A 13,718-nucleotide genomic window follows, 5' to 3' on the forward strand; every position below is an offset into this window, starting at 1 on the left:
CCGTGCTGGCACGCTGTGCACCTCCCGTGCACCCCCTCCGTGCACCAATGCACCCCCTTGAGCACACTGCAATGCACCCCCTCACCTGGCGTTCTATGTGTACATGAACAGAACGCCGGATGACCTGGAATTCATCAGCCTCAGGCTGCGTCAGTTGCAGATCGCCATAACGAGGGTCACTGAGAAGGTGGAACAGATCGAGCGTCGTCGGCGGCTTCGAGCTGCTCGACACGCTCAGTCAGATGCAAGACCGCCGCCTGCAACTGATCGAGCTGGCGAATGACCGTCTCGATCGTGACTGGGCTTCGATCCTCGGCCGGCGGCTCCTGAACGAAGACGCCTACGGCGGGTTGGGAGACGACCCAGCCCTCGGTCTCAAGGACCTGCACAGCCTTCTGTGCGGTCCCGAGTGCGACGCCGTGTTGCTCGGCGAGTTTGCGGTGACCGGGTAGACGGGCGCCCACTTCCAGGGCTCCGGACCGGATGTCCTTCTTCACCGCTTCGACAACCCGCTGGTACGCGGCAAGTCCTGGCTGGTCGCTCACGGCATCAGCCTAACTTCACTGACCCACACTGCTACAGATCATCCGATTGGACTATGCCATCCGATCCATACTGCTCTATATTGGTATGTATCAGTTGCTCATCACCGGAGGTACGACATGGCTCTGAACGACATCCCCGTGATCCTGTCCCACTACAAGCTCCTGATCACCGAAGCGCCCTGCGTGAAGATGCGCGAACTCGACGGCGGACAGCTGGTCCCGGTGGTCGACCGCAACACGAACGAAGAGCAGTTCGTCGTGGTGCTGTTCGCCAAGGCTCGCCCCTCGGAGGGACGGCGCAAGTCCAAGGGCGAAGAGATCAAGGTCAACCTGCCCCGCGACCCCGGTGAGGGGTTCGAGGAAGGCGACTACGTCGAGCTGATCAACCCCGTGATCAACACCTACGAGATGCGCGGGGACGACGGGAAGATCACCGCCTCCGGCCTGTGGTTCAAGGCGGACGGTCTCACTCCCGCGGCACGCCTCATCTCCACCTCTGCGGCCTAGCCCCGCAAGCCCTGCCCGGTAGGCCGGTAGCCCGCTTCGAGTCGGGCCAGGGCACTCAATTTGTTCTTTGAGAATTACACAGTGAGTCGAACCATGCCTAAATTCGGAGCATTTCACGTGCTCCGGGAGATTCGGTGAATCCAGGTGCGACCTTTGTTCCTGGGTTTGCCGTGTCTCCCGAAAGGAGTCTGGTAGTTGATCCAAGAGATGTTGAACGACCGCGCCCAGCAGCGGTACGGCTCGTTCGTCGGAGCGATGGACTTCGTAGAGGAGTTGTTGGTACCGCTGGAAAAGCTCATCAACCGGATGAGCGAGAAGCCCGGCAAGGCCGGTGGCTGGCGGGTCGCGACACCCGACGAGCTCAAGGGCTACTTGCGGACCGTGCGGAACGACCTCAGTGCGCTCCGGGAGCAGGCCAAGCGACATGAAATCAATTTGAAGGCCAAAGAGTGGGGAGCCTGATCGATGTCTCACCAGCTCGACAACGCCGTGTCCAACCTGGACCAGGCGATGAAGCAGCTCCGCACGGCAATGGACGGCATCCCGGTCCGCCGTGAGGGCTTCACGGACCTGCGACGCCGGTTCGTCCGCTCGGTCAGCGTGCTGACCACGGAGGCGTCCTACGCCCGCGGGCAACTGCTCAACAACTGAATCCGCACTGATCAACGCGGCGGCCGACCTTCGACACGTTCGAGGGTCGGCCGTCGCGCATCCCTTAGGAGCAAAGCAATGGGTTGGAAATGGAACGCAAGCAAGCGCGTCGTGGCCGCCGAGTTCCGCGCGGCGCGATGGCTGGCCAGGAACCCGGAATGGATGCTCGCCCCGTCCGCCGTCGCGGCCGGCGCCTGCACGCTTGGCCCGACCGTCACGGGCTACGTCCTCGGCGGCGCAGCTGGTGCGACCGGGCTTTGGTACCGGGGTCACCCGGACTCGTTCGACACCTTGGCCGCTCCGGCACTGCGAGCCTGGCAGCGGCGGTGGTTCGGGGCCTACGTCGGTGGGCGCTGGCGGGATCTGATGGACGTGCACAAGCTGACAACCGAGCACCGCCGGAAGAAAGTGACCAACTACCCGCGTGTGGTGCGTGTCCGGTCTTACTCGCCGTCGATCGACACCGTGTTGGTGAAGCTCGTCAAGGGCCAGTCACCGATGCACTTCGCCCGCCAGGCCGAAGAGCTGGCGCACTCGATCGAGGCCGAACGCGTTGCGATCGAGCTGGTGAAGCCCGGTTACGTGGCGCTCGTGGTACAGCGTGACGAACCGTTCACGGAGATCATCCCGGCGCCGGACATGCCGGAGCACTCCGAGGACGTGGACCTGCGGGCGGTGCTGCTGGGTGAGGACGAGTACGGCGGTGACTGGACCGAACCTGTCCAGGGCACGCACACCCTGACGGCGGGCGGCACCGGGTCGGGCAAGAACTCGCTGGCGTTCGCCAAGCTGCGCTCGATGGCTCCGCTGATCCGGGACGGCATCGTCCGCCTGTGGGTCTGCGACCCGAAGTACCTGGAGTTCCAGGCCATCAAGCCGATTACGGAGAACCGCTACGCCGATGACGCCGGCGAATGCCTGGAGCTGATCGAGGCGTGGGTGGACGACATGGAGCGCACCCAGAAGCGGATGCAGCGGGCGGGGCTCAGGTCAGTCCAGCCATCGCGTGAGTACCCGCTGAACCTGCTGATCGTGGACGAGATCGGCTCGTTGGTCGCCTACCGGCCCGAGTACGCCCGGCAGATCACCGGCCTGCTGGCTCGCGGCACCTCGATGGGCCGCGCGACCCTGCACACCGCCGACGCCTATATCCAGGAGCCCGACAAGGAAACGCTGTCCATCCGGGACCTGTTCCCCAACCGGATCTGCCTGCGCACCACGTCACCGACGCACCCGGACATGGTGCTGGGTGATGGTGCTCGGGAGCGGGGCGCGATCGCCGACCAGATCCCGGCCGTGCCTGAAACCGCCGGCATCGGCTACCGCACTGACGAACGGTCGCGCACTCCGCGTCGGGTCCGCGCGGCGTACACGACGGACGAGAACATCCGCGAACTCGTGGAGTTCGTCCGCAACGGACAGACCGGCTCGATCCGGTCGATCGCCTGACTTTCTTTCACCCCAACACTTTTCGCCACTAATCGTGGAGGCCTCGCCATGCCCGAAAACAACGCACCTCGCCGCCTTGACGGCTTGCTCCGCTCGATTCGCGGCCACATCCGCACGCTCGGCCTGCCCCGGCCGGACCGCCTGGTCATCTCCACGCCGTCCGGCTCGGTGCACGCCGAATTCACCTCCGGCACGGCACCCGATCGGTTGGCCTGTCTGCTGGTCTGGGCGGCATCGCTGCACGGGGTCGAACTGACCTGGACCCTGCAGTCCGCCGGAATCCTCTCGGTCGCGGCGACCGGACGCACTGCCTCCGGAGTGACGCTCGGCCTTGCTGCCTCGGCCTCGGTGGTCGAACTGGGCGGGAAGGTCAAGTCCGGCTCTGGGGCGGTGCTCGCCAAGGCCTTCCGGCTGGCCGTGTGCACGCCGGAACAGGTCACCTTCGATGAAGTCGCCCAGGTCGTCCAGGCCGCGCGAAAGTCCGCTCCCCGGCTGGCGGTGGCGGCATGAGGAACAACGACGCTGAGGCCTTCGGCTACCGGGTGTTGATGCGGGTCCTGTTCGGCCCGACTGACGGCCCGCCCGTCTGGCGTGAACGGGCCGCCTGTGCGGACTCCGATCCGAGCCTGTTCGACACCGCCGGCCGAATCGCCGCCGCGAAAAAGGTGTGCGCGTCCTGCCCGGTCATCGATGAGTGCCGCCAAGACCAACTCGACTGGGAAGCCACCAGTCCCCGATTCCGTGCCAACGCCTCCGGCGTCGTCGGCGGCCTCACCGGTGCTGATCGGCGTCGCATCCACTACCCCGCCAGGAACGCAAAGGACGTGGCCTGATGAAGCTCGTGCTCGCTGTCCCGATCAATCTCCGCGGCTTCGTCCGGATCGCGCACATGGCAACCGCTGTGGTGACCTGCCTGATCTGCATGTACCTGCTGTTCGGCTTCATCGGGCTCCTGGTGCTCGCCGTCGAACTGCTGCGGCTGGGGTGTCTGCTCCTCAAGGCAGCACACGGGGAGTAGGTGACCTGGTGTCCGAGAAGTCCAATCACAGCAACGAAACCGAGCCCGAGGACCCGCGCGAGACTCGCACCGTTCGACGGCTACGGGCGCAACTCGATGAGGCGCAGGACATCCACCAGCTCACCGCGAACCCGTTGCTGGCGGCCGTGCGGGCGGACCGGTTCCGGGTCTCGGTTACGCGCTCCATGTGGTGCTTCCTGACCTGCGGCCTCGGCTTCACCGCAACCGGCGTGCAAGCGTTCCTCGCCGGGCACCTCGGGCCGTCAGACCCGATGTGGTGGGGTGCGTGGCTCGTGGAACCGGCCTTCGCCGGAATCCTGATCACGCTCCTGCGGTGGGAAGCGCAGATGCTCGCTCACGGCCTGGCCGTTGACGACCGGCCGGTCAAGTGGCTCAAGCGGGTCCTTCTCGGCGCAACACTGATCACCAACGTGTGGTCGTCACTGCGGCCTCCAGACGGGCAGATCAACGCCGGAATGGTGTTCCTGCACCTCGTGATTCCGCTCGTGGTCTTCCTACTCGCCGAAGTCATGCCGGTGATCCAGGCACGCTGCAACGCCGCCCGCGACAAGGCCGCTGAGATCGTTCCTGCGCCGACATCCACCCCTCCCAGCGCTGTCACCCAAGCAGCACCCGCTCGAACCGCCCTGAGGCTTCCTGGACACCTGCAAGGTGCGCTGGACGCCAAGGCGAACGAGGTTCACGCGGAGGGTCGAGCGCTTACCGCGCAAGACATCCAAGAAGCACTCAACGTGCCCGAGGAGTACGCCGCGCGGCTCGCTGCGCAACTCGCAGCCTGACCCATCTCAACCACGCGGGGCATGACCAGAACACCGGTCATGCCCCGCCTTTTGTTTTTCCGCAACGAAAGGAGGGCCACCGTGCTCACTCTGGAAGACCGCATCACCGCGCGAGTCAAGGCGGTCGACTTCCGGGCATGGCGAGACCGGGTGACCGCGATTGGCGGGTGCGCCGCGCCCATCCGGTTGTCCGGCGCATTCCAGCTCCAAGACCTCCACGGCGGACTGATCGAGCACATCGGCGGGGACGTCATGGTCCCGTGCGGCAACCGCCGCGAGTCGGTCTGCCCGGCCTGCTCCGACCGGTACGCGGCCGACGCCTACCACCTGATGCACGCGGGGCTGGCTGGTGGCAGCAAGGGCGTTCCCGCGGACGTCTCCGAGAAGCCGCGAGTGTTCGCCACGCTCACCGCTCCGTCGTTCGGGCCGGTCCACAACCGACCGATTGCCACGACGGGCAAAGTCCGGCCCTGTACGGGCTGCGGCGAATGGCACCACGGCGACGATCCCCGCATCGGCGGTGCCGTCGACCCCGGCACCTACGACTACACGGGGTCGGTGCTCTGGCAGGCACACGCGGGCAAGCTGTGGCACCGGTTCACCATCGCCCTGCGCCGCAAGCTCGCTGGCGCGGCCGGCCTGAAGGTCTCCGAGTTCAAGGATCACGCCCGGCTCTCCTACGCGAAGGTCGCCGAGTACCAGCGGCGCGGCCTCGTCCACTTCCACGCCGTCGTTCGTGTCGACGGACCGGACGGGCCTCACGACCCCACCCCGACGTGGGCCACGGCCGAACTGCTCGGCGACTGCATCAAGGCGGCTGCACGGGCGGTGCGGATCGACACCACGCGGCCGGACGGCTCGGCGCTGCGCCTGCTGTGGGGCGAACAGGTCGACACCAAGGGAATCCGCGGCTCCCAAGTAGAAAACGAGTCCGGCGAGATCAGTGAGGCCCGGTTGGCGGGCTACGTCGCCAAGTACGCCACCAAGGGCACGGGCGCGAAGGACACGGCGGACCGGCCGATCCGCTCCCAGCTGGACATCGACATTCTCCAGATCTCCGAGCACCACCGGCGGATGGTGCAGACCGCGTGGGACCTCGGCGGCCTGGCCGACTTCGAGGAACTGAACCTCCGCAAATGGGCACACATGCTCGGGTTCCGCGGCCACTTCCTCACCAAGTCCAAGCACTACTCGACGACGTTCCGCGCCATCCGCGAGGAACGCCGCACGTTCCGGAAGCTCGAAATGTTCGAGCGCCTCGAACTCGATCCCGCGGCCGTGGTCGTCGTCAACGACTGGCAGTACGCCGGGTCCGGCTACGACAACGACGCGGAACGCGAACTCGCAGCCGGCATCGCCGAACGGGTCCGAGCTCAACGCCTACGCAAGTACGAAAGGGAAACAGCAGCATGAGCCAACAACTTTGGGACATCGCAGAAGTAGCCAACTACCTCCAGGTCACGGTTGCCACTGTCTACGGATGGCGCACCAAGAAGTACGGCCCCAAGGGAAGACGAGTCGGTAAGCACATCCGGTGGGACCCAGATGAGGTTCGAGCCTGGTTTCAGGCGCAACCAGCGGAGGTGGCGTGATGGGCCACGTACAGGACCGCTGGTTCACCACCGTCAAGGACCCGAGCAACCCTAAGAAGACTGTTCAGCAACCAACTTCGCGATGCGGCGTTGGGAAGCGCTACCGGGCTCGGGTGATCGGGCCTGACGGCGGCGAGATCTCCGAGAGCTTCGCGGACGGTCAGGACAAGGCCGCTCAGGAGTGGATCAACACAACCGAAGCGAAGATCACGCTTGGGATCTACGAGTCTCCGCAAGCTTCCAAGAAGTCCAAGGGGATGCCTCTCCTGAAGCCGTTCGCGTCGGACTACATCGCCGATCACGACATGGATGAAGCCTCGCGGGAGATCCTGGAGATGCGTTTCGGGAAGCACATCTTCCCGCACCTCGGTGAGACGCCGCTCGATGAGATCAACGCATCGTCACTGAGGTCTTGGGACAGCAAGCTCCGCAAGGACAAGCTGTCAGACCGTTACCGGCACACACTGTTCATGAACCTGTCAGCGGTCATGAACGCTGCGGTCGATGACGAGGTGATCGACAAGAACCCGTGTGAGGGCAAGTCGGTCAAGAAGCCCAAGCCGGCCAAGAAGAAGGTCGTGCCGTGGCCGGCTTCGCGAGTCTCGGCCGTTCAACGGGGCTTGCCCGAGCGCTTTCGAATCGGGACGAACCTCGGTGCGGGGCTCGGCATGCGCCAGGGTGAGTGCTTCGGCGTCGCGGTGGAAGACATCGACCGCAAGGGGCGAGAGGTGCGCATCGTCCGGCAGCTCAAGACCGTGAGGAACACGCTCGTCTTTGCGTTGCCCAAGAACAAGAAGACTCGCACTGTTCCACTGCCGGATCACGTCGAGCGGTCGATCGACGCGCACATGGAGCAGTTCCCGCCAGTCCGGATCACGCTGCCGTGGGAGACGCCAGACGGTCCCCTGGTGACAGTCGAGCTGATCATGACGTCGATGAGGGGCCTCCCGATCCGGGCGAACGACTTCGACCGGAACTACTGGAAGCCCGCGCTCGTCGTGGCTGAGGTGCCCGCAGGTCGATACGAGAACGGCATGCACAACCTGCGCCACCTGTACGCCTCGGTCCTGCTCGACGGCGGCGAGTCGATCAAAACCGTGTCGGAACTACTCGGGCATGCGGACCCCGCGTTCACCCTTGCGACGTACACGCACCTCATCCCCGAGAACATCCCGCGGACCAAGGGCGTGATCGACGGGTTCCTGGCCCAGCTCCACAGTGACGGCCCGGAGACGGCCCAAGTCCCCGCCGAGACCCGTTAGCGCAGATCAGGGCATGTTCCCGGACAAATCAACAAGATTTTCTGGGAGACCAAGTAGGACTGAGCCCTTCTTCGGACTTCTGAACGGCGCCGCTTCTCTGGGCAGGGAGCGGCGCCGTTCGTCGTTTGGGACGTAACCCCTCGTCGACGCGGTGCGATGTGACCTGATGCACACGCTTTGAGGGGTGGATTCCGGGTGGCTGACTTCTTCGTGTCCTACACGGGCGCCGACAAGGCCTGGGCCGAGTGGATCGCCTGGGAGTTGGAGGCACAGGGCCACGAGACGCTCGTACAAGCGTGGGACATGGTGCCTGGCACCAACTGGGTCGACGTGATGCACAAGGGCGTGCAGGACTCCGAGCGCACGATCGCTGTGCTGTCCTCGGCCTATCTCTCCTCGGTGTACGGGACCGTGGAGTGGCAGGCTGCTTGGCGCGACGACCCGGCCGGTGACAACCGGAAGCTGCTGGTGCTGCGTGTCGAGGACTGCGGCCGCCCCGGCCTGCTGGGCTCGATCGTCTCAGAGGACCTGTTCGGGATCGGCGAGGGCGACGCTCGCGCTCGCCTGCTTCGCGCGGTTCAGGGCGTGCGGGCCGGCCGGTTGAAGCCTGCGGCCCAGCCGAGCTTTCCCGGCCGATCTGCGCCCAGCTTTCCCGGCGCGCTGCCTTCGGTGTGGAACGCGCCGCAGCGCAACCCGAACTTCACCGGCCGGGTCGAGTCGCTGGACCTGCTGCGCAAGGCCATCAGATCGAACACGACGGTCGCGGTGCATTCGTTGCGCGGCATGGGCGGCGTCGGCAAGACGCAGCTGGCGATCGAGTACGCCCATCGATTCGCGAGCGACTACGACGTCGTGTGGTGGATCCCGGCCGAGCAGGTGGCACTGATCCCCGAGCATCTCTGCATGCTGGGTTCCGCCCTCGGCATGAACATCGATCCCTCCAAGATCGCCCAGGTCCTGGCCGCGCTGCGGAGCAGGCAACGGTGGCTGCTCGTGTTCGACAACGCGGAAGATCCTTCGGCACTGCGGCCGTACCTGCCGTCAGGGGCGGGAAGCGTGGTGATCACCACGCGTCGCAACGGGTTCGCCGCGCTGGGCGAGGTGCTGAACATCGACGTCCTGGATCGTCCGGAGAGCATCGAGCTGTTGAGGCGTCGGCTTCCGGCCATTTCGGCCGACGAGGTGGAAAGGCTGGCCGAACTGCTGGGGGATCTGCCACTGGCCATCGAACAAGCATCAGCGTTCCTGGAAACCACGGAGATGCCCGTTGACGAGTACGTGGCGTTGTTCGCGCGTGTGCTCGACCGCGGGCGGTTGGTGGACCGGCAGGAGACAACGCTGACCACGCTGTGGGACCTGTCCCGGGCGAGGCTCGGCGAGCAGAGTCCGGCCGCACTTCAGCTGCTGGACCTGCTGGCCTGGCTGGCGCCTGAACCCGTGCCCCTCGATCTGTTCGCCGCTCATCCCGATGAACTTCCGCAGCCCCTGGCCGACGCTGCTCGAGACCGGCTGAGCTGGGCCGAAACCGTTGGCGCCCTGGCCGACTGGTTCTTCGTGCGACGCACCGGGGCCGAGGTGACGATCGCCCACCGTCTCCTGCAGCAATCACTGCGCGCACGCGACAACGGAGCGAGCAAGCCGGCTTCGAGCGAAAGTGTGCAACAACTTCTGTTGGCGGACCTGCCGACGAGTGTCGTCGACGCGCCGGAAACCTGGCCACGATGGCGGAAACTGCTTCCTCATGTCCTCGCGGTTTCCGACGAAGCGGAGAACAACCCCACTCACCAGAGCTCACAGCTGATCAGTCGCGCCGCGGTGTACATGATGGTCACCGGCCGGTACTCCGAAGCCAAAGTGATGCACGAGCGCGCTTTGGCCCACTTCGAAGCCAACTTCGGACCGGATCATGAAGAGGTGGCCGTCGCCGCGTACAACTACGGCGCCTTCCTCATTGAACGCGGCTGTTATGACGACGCCCTCCCGCTGTTCAAGCGAGCTCTCGGCATCTACGAGGTGATCTACGGGCACGACCACCCGAATCTCGCCTTCAACTTGAGCAACATCGGTCGCGTGCTCAGCCATCAAGGCGACCACGAAGAGGCCTTGAGCCTGCACAAACGAGCCCTCTCCATCCTGGAGACCGTGTACGGGCCCGACGCACCGGAAACCGCCACGTCCCTCAACAACCTCAGCAACGTCCTCAGCAGGCTGGGTCGGCGGGAGGAGGGCACACGCTTGCTCGGTCGAGTCCTCACCATCTACGAAACCGTCTACGGAACCGACCATCCTTTCGTCGCCATCGCCCTCAACAATCGCGGCCTCGACCTCATTTCGATCGACCGCGACGAAGACGCGCTGGGTCTGTTCGAACGGGCCCTCACCATCCGCGAGAACCTCTACGGACCTGATCACCCCGAGGTGGCGGAAAGCCTCGTTCTCCTCAGCCTCGTTCTCCAGAAGCTGGGCAGGGACGACGAAGCTCGCAGCCTGGCCGAACGAGCCCAGCGGATCAAGAACGGTGCCGCCCCCTGAACCAGGAAGCGGCACCGTTTCACTTGCGACCGAAGAACTACGCGGCGTCAGCCACCTTGCCGGTCACCTCGAACTCCACCCCGCTCGGCTGCTGCCCCTCGAACCGGAACCGCACCTGCTCCTCCCCCTCCGCAACAGAATCAGCGAGGGTGGGCACAGTCACCTCCAGCGAAGTCTGACCAGGCGGGATGTAAACCCACAGGTACATCTGCGTCGAAGACAGCGGCCGCGACGGCAGCACCTCCTCGCCGGAGTTCTGCCAGAACCACTCGGCATCGACGTCCGTTGTGGACAGTTCCGTCCCAGCAGCAGGAGCGATCGGCAGAGCCGCGAAGATGACCCCGGCATCAGCGGCCTCGGACAGCGTCAGCTTCCACTTCAAAACACCGCCTTCCGCCACACTGTCGGCCACAGGCGTGACGGTCACCTTGGGTGCCGGGTCGTCGTTGCGCACCAGCAGGCCGCCGGACGCGGCACCGACCACGGCGTTGGAGAGTGCTTGCACGGCAACGGGATAACGGGTGTCGGCGCTCCACCTCGTGTTGCCGGTGAAGGACACCGGAACCTCGGTCCGGTGCTCGCCCGGCTTCAGCGTGACCAGCTTGGTCGCCGGCCTGTTGTCCGGCGTGTTGTAGAAGAGCCGGAAGACGCGGGTGCCGTTGCCGGACGCCGTGACGACGACGTTGTGGGTCTGGGTGCCCTCGTTGCCCTCGTCGACGGCCGTCGTGGTGGCGTCGACGCGACCGAGGCGGGCCGGCACGACCGGGACGAGGCCCTTGTTCCAGCCGTAGGCGTCGATGAGCCACGCCTGGCCCGATGCGGATTCGGGGAGGAGTTCCAGAGCTGACACGCGACCCAGGCCTGCGGGCAGCGGGACGCGGACTTCCTGTGCCCACGCCGAACTCGTGCGGTCGGTGCCGGGCAGGCCGGCGACCGACACCGAACCCAGTGAGTGCTTCTGTCCACTTTGGTCGGTCACGGAGACGCCGAACCTAGTGGCTGGCGTGTTCGCCGGAACGGCCAGGCGCAGCGCGAGTTCGCGAGATCCGTGCAGCGACACCGGTTCCGCGGGGCGCACCTCGGCCGGCTGGCCCGCGGCGGTCCAGTTCAACGCCACCGACAGGCGTTCGGGCTGTGAGGAGGCGAAGCGGAAACCGACGAAGTGCGGCGAGCGGAAGCCGCCGCACGCGATCGCCGGGTCGCGCGAGGTCTGCTGGCAAACGCGGGCCGCACCCGAAACAGTGGTCGAACCGTCCGGCACGACGAACGGTTTGCGGTCGCCACCGATGGCGTGCGAGAGGACGCGGGCCGGGTCGGCGGACGGGGCGCGCACGCCAGAGCCGTCGAGCAGTGGCAGCACCGAGGAGTCGCGGGCCAGGAACAGGCGGGCGGACGCCGCGATGTAGGTGGCGCCCATGGTCTGCTGCTGGTCGCCGGTCAGGCGGGTGGGCGTGCCCGGTGAGCACACCGGGTCGGGCGTCTGGCCCGGCCAGAAGTCGTCCTGCGCCGGCGCCTCGGCCTGGCCGGGGGTCCACTCGCTGTTGAAGAAGTTGTGGTTCGCGCCGACCACGTACAGGGCGCTGTGCAGTGCGGCGCCACGGCTGAGGCCGCGCGTCTGGTCCAGGAACATCTGGCCCTGCAGGTCGGAGACGTCGCCGTCGCAGCCGGGCAGGAACGTCACCGACGGGACGTCCGGTGCCGGGTTGTGGCCGAAGATCGTGGGGCCGATCAGCACGTCACCGCGGATGTTCCAGCGCACCGGGCCGGAGAAGCCGGTGTCGCCGGGCGGCGGGGTGAGGCTGTCGGTCGCGGCGCGGTTGACGCCCTCACCGCCGCGGGAGTGGCCTACCAGCAACACCTTCGACATGTCGGCCCGCACTTCGACCGGTGCCGTGCCGCGGCCGGACGACCAGTCGGCCCACTTCGCCAGGTGGTGGCGCACCAACGACGAACGTCCCTGCGCTCCCGCGTCGGCGGTCATCGCGTCCTGGGCGTTGATGCCGTTCGCGGAGATCGACACCGTCAGGTATCCCTGCGAGGCCAGCAGCTGCTGCGCCTTCAGGTAACCGCGGTGGCTCGGGATCGAGGTCAGACCGGCCGGGCACGGCCACTGCAGCGTGACCTGGTTCGGGTTCGTCTTGCTGTAGCAGGTGGCGTGCCTGCCGTGCAGGAACAACACCAGCGGCCGCTTGCCGGACGCACCCTTGGGCGCGACGACGACGGCGTCCATCTCGATCGGCGCCGCGTACTCCGGCAGCTTGATCGAGTCGAGCGTGTACGCCCCGGTGCTCGTGGCGTACGGCCCCGGCTTGCCGGGATCCACCGCCGCCTCGGGCTGCAACGCCGGCAGTTCGGGCACGCCGAAGCTGGCTGCGGAAGGCTCCGTGACGTCCAACCGCCGCCCGGCCGAACGCACCTGGAGTGCGGCGCGGTCCTTGAGCTGGGCGTTCAACGTGAACGTGCGCAGGTTGGCCGACTCTCTGGCCATCCCGAGGAACTTGTCGCCCTCCCAGAACTCCACGCCCGCGTCCGAAGCCGGCATCGGCGTGGGAGCGGTCCACCGGATCTCACCGCCGGCGACGGTCCAGCCCGGTGTCGACGGCGGTTCCGGCGCGGCCGACGCCGGCAGCGCGGGTATGACCGCGGCCAGCAAAAGTGGTAGCAAAAGCGCAACTGTGCGGCGCATATGTGGGTCCCCCTCATAAAAGGATGGAGCCACTCCGTTCTATCCACGTCGCACAGCACGCGGCACGTCATCTCGCCGTTAATCTGCCAATTAAAACGACAATCCGACGTGCGTATTGGGCCATTCGGTCCAACGGAAGGGGATTTCCCTCACCTGCGCACGACGAACTCGGGGGACGTGCATGGGACAGGCGCAGGGTCTTGTGGCGACGGATGCTGGCATGCAGGTGCTGTGGCACCGCAAGCCGTTCAGTCACGTCGTCGACTACGACAGCTGGGACGAGGAACTGCTCGAAAACGCGGGCATCATGCGCCACATCGAGATCGGCTCGATGGTTCCGCTCAGCACCGGCATGGACGGTGCCTGGGAGTTCGTCGTGCGTTGGGGCGACGAGGCGGCGCTCACCGAGGCCGAACAGCAGCACGTCGTCGTCAGGTCCGAGCCGTACCTGCTGGTGAGCGAGACCGACGTGCGGGTGAGCGGAATCGAGCACATCACCGGAAACGCCGAGGACGACGAAGGTTTCGCGGTGCCGTTGCCGCCGGGCCGGTGGAGCGTGACCACGCACCTGGTCGACGCGGACGCGTTGGGCGAGCGGCTGGACTTCGTGGTGCTGATCAAGCCCGGCAGCGCGGGCGAGCGATACCGGACGTCGGAGCAGCCGTTCGACCGTTGA

At 66.2% G+C, this 13,718-nt stretch carries 15 protein-coding genes; 13 read left to right on the forward strand and 2 right to left on the reverse strand.

What is annotated here, in order from left to right; genetic code table 11:
- Positions 1-176 precede the first annotated feature (176 nt).
- Complete coding sequence (locus SK803_RS25015) at positions 177-545, reverse strand: winged helix-turn-helix domain-containing protein (RefSeq protein WP_319968525.1); 369 nt, start codon at positions 543-545, stop codon at positions 177-179.
- Positions 546-662: 117 nt separating this feature from the next.
- On the opposite strand from SK803_RS25015, the gene SK803_RS25020 reads away from it, so the two are divergent.
- The 12 genes from SK803_RS25020 to fxsT all read left to right on the forward strand — a co-directional run bounded on the left by SK803_RS25020 (position 663) and on the right by fxsT (position 10,356).
- Positions 663-1,052, forward strand: a complete 390-nt coding sequence (locus tag SK803_RS25020; protein WP_319968526.1) for a hypothetical protein — start codon at positions 663-665, stop codon at positions 1,050-1,052.
- A 195-nt stretch (positions 1,053-1,247) separates the two neighbouring features.
- The gene (locus SK803_RS25025; RefSeq protein ID WP_319968527.1) at positions 1,248-1,514 is read left to right on the forward strand and encodes a hypothetical protein; all 267 of its coding nucleotides are present in this window, start codon (positions 1,248-1,250) and stop codon (positions 1,512-1,514) included.
- Positions 1,515-1,517: 3 nt separating this feature from the next.
- Positions 1,518-1,703 (forward strand): hypothetical protein, encoded by a 186-nt coding sequence (locus tag SK803_RS25030; RefSeq protein ID WP_319968528.1) that lies wholly within the window; start codon positions 1,518-1,520, stop codon positions 1,701-1,703.
- Positions 1,704-1,781: 78 nt separating this feature from the next.
- On the forward strand, positions 1,782-3,152 hold the full coding sequence (locus SK803_RS25035) for an FtsK/SpoIIIE domain-containing protein (protein WP_319968529.1): 1,371 nt from the start codon (positions 1,782-1,784) through the stop codon (positions 3,150-3,152).
- Positions 3,153-3,200: 48 nt separating this feature from the next.
- Positions 3,201-3,662, forward strand: coding sequence for a hypothetical protein (locus tag SK803_RS25040; protein WP_319968530.1), 462 nt, complete (start codon positions 3,201-3,203; stop codon positions 3,660-3,662).
- Positions 3,659-3,985 (forward strand): WhiB family transcriptional regulator, encoded by a 327-nt coding sequence (locus SK803_RS25045; protein WP_319968531.1) that lies wholly within the window; start codon positions 3,659-3,661, stop codon positions 3,983-3,985. Before SK803_RS25040 ends, SK803_RS25045 begins: the two co-directional genes overlap by 4 nt.
- Positions 3,985-4,170, forward strand: a complete 186-nt coding sequence (locus tag SK803_RS25050; protein ID WP_319968532.1) for a hypothetical protein — start codon at positions 3,985-3,987, stop codon at positions 4,168-4,170. Before SK803_RS25045 ends, SK803_RS25050 begins: the two co-directional genes overlap by 1 nt.
- A gap of 8 nt (positions 4,171-4,178) precedes the next feature.
- Positions 4,179-4,970 (forward strand): hypothetical protein, encoded by a 792-nt coding sequence (locus SK803_RS25055; RefSeq protein WP_319968533.1) that lies wholly within the window; start codon positions 4,179-4,181, stop codon positions 4,968-4,970.
- Between the two features lie 81 nt (positions 4,971-5,051).
- Positions 5,052-6,383 carry a replication initiator gene (locus tag SK803_RS25060; RefSeq protein ID WP_319968534.1) on the forward strand — a complete coding sequence of 444 codons (1,332 nt, stop codon included), beginning with the start codon at positions 5,052-5,054 and terminating at the stop codon, positions 6,381-6,383.
- The gene (locus SK803_RS25065; protein WP_319968535.1) at positions 6,380-6,562 is read left to right on the forward strand and encodes a helix-turn-helix transcriptional regulator; all 183 of its coding nucleotides are present in this window, start codon (positions 6,380-6,382) and stop codon (positions 6,560-6,562) included. The genes SK803_RS25060 and SK803_RS25065 overlap by 4 nt, the downstream gene beginning before the upstream one ends.
- A gap of 113 nt (positions 6,563-6,675) precedes the next feature.
- Positions 6,676-7,824, forward strand: coding sequence for a tyrosine-type recombinase/integrase (locus SK803_RS25070; protein ID WP_319968536.1), 1,149 nt, complete (start codon positions 6,676-6,678; stop codon positions 7,822-7,824).
- Between the two features lie 195 nt (positions 7,825-8,019).
- Positions 8,020-10,356, forward strand: coding sequence for an FxSxx-COOH system tetratricopeptide repeat protein (gene fxsT, locus SK803_RS25075; protein ID WP_319968537.1), 2,337 nt, complete (start codon positions 8,020-8,022; stop codon positions 10,354-10,356).
- A 37-nt stretch (positions 10,357-10,393) separates the two neighbouring features.
- Here fxsT and SK803_RS25080 read toward each other — a convergent pair whose 3' ends face one another.
- Positions 10,394-13,042: an alpha/beta hydrolase family protein gene (locus tag SK803_RS25080; protein ID WP_319968538.1), complete on the reverse strand. Its 2,649-nt coding sequence runs from the start codon at positions 13,040-13,042 to the stop codon at positions 10,394-10,396.
- A gap of 220 nt (positions 13,043-13,262) precedes the next feature.
- Here SK803_RS25080 and SK803_RS25085 point away from each other — a divergent pair, with 220 nt between their 5' ends.
- A complete protein-coding gene (locus SK803_RS25085; RefSeq protein WP_319968539.1) occupies positions 13,263-13,718 on the forward strand; it encodes a hypothetical protein in 456 nt (151 codons plus the stop codon).

Source organism: Lentzea miocenica (assembly GCF_033949945.1).
Taxonomy (GTDB): Bacteria; Actinomycetota; Actinomycetes; order Mycobacteriales; family Pseudonocardiaceae; genus Lentzea; species Lentzea miocenica.

Bases quoted from the DNA above. Each gene is read 5' to 3' on its own strand.
- SK803_RS25020 (WP_319968526.1), top strand. From the start codon at position 663: ATGGCTCTGAACGACATCCCCGTGATCCTGTCCCACTACAAGCTCCTG.
- SK803_RS25030 (WP_319968528.1), top strand. From the start codon at position 1,518: ATGTCTCACCAGCTCGACAACGCCGTGTCCAACCTGGACCAGGCGATG.
- SK803_RS25035 (WP_319968529.1), top strand. From the start codon at position 1,782: ATGGGTTGGAAATGGAACGCAAGCAAGCGCGTCGTGGCCGCCGAGTTC.
- SK803_RS25040 (WP_319968530.1), top strand. From the start codon at position 3,201: ATGCCCGAAAACAACGCACCTCGCCGCCTTGACGGCTTGCTCCGCTCG.
- SK803_RS25045 (WP_319968531.1), top strand. From the start codon at position 3,659: ATGAGGAACAACGACGCTGAGGCCTTCGGCTACCGGGTGTTGATGCGG.
- SK803_RS25050 (WP_319968532.1), top strand. From the start codon at position 3,985: ATGAAGCTCGTGCTCGCTGTCCCGATCAATCTCCGCGGCTTCGTCCGG.
- SK803_RS25065 (WP_319968535.1), top strand. From the start codon at position 6,380: ATGAGCCAACAACTTTGGGACATCGCAGAAGTAGCCAACTACCTCCAG.
- SK803_RS25080 (WP_319968538.1), bottom strand. From the start codon at position 13,042: ATGCGCCGCACAGTTGCGCTTTTGCTACCACTTTTGCTGGCCGCGGTC.
- SK803_RS25085 (WP_319968539.1), top strand. From the start codon at position 13,263: ATGCAGGTGCTGTGGCACCGCAAGCCGTTCAGTCACGTCGTCGACTAC.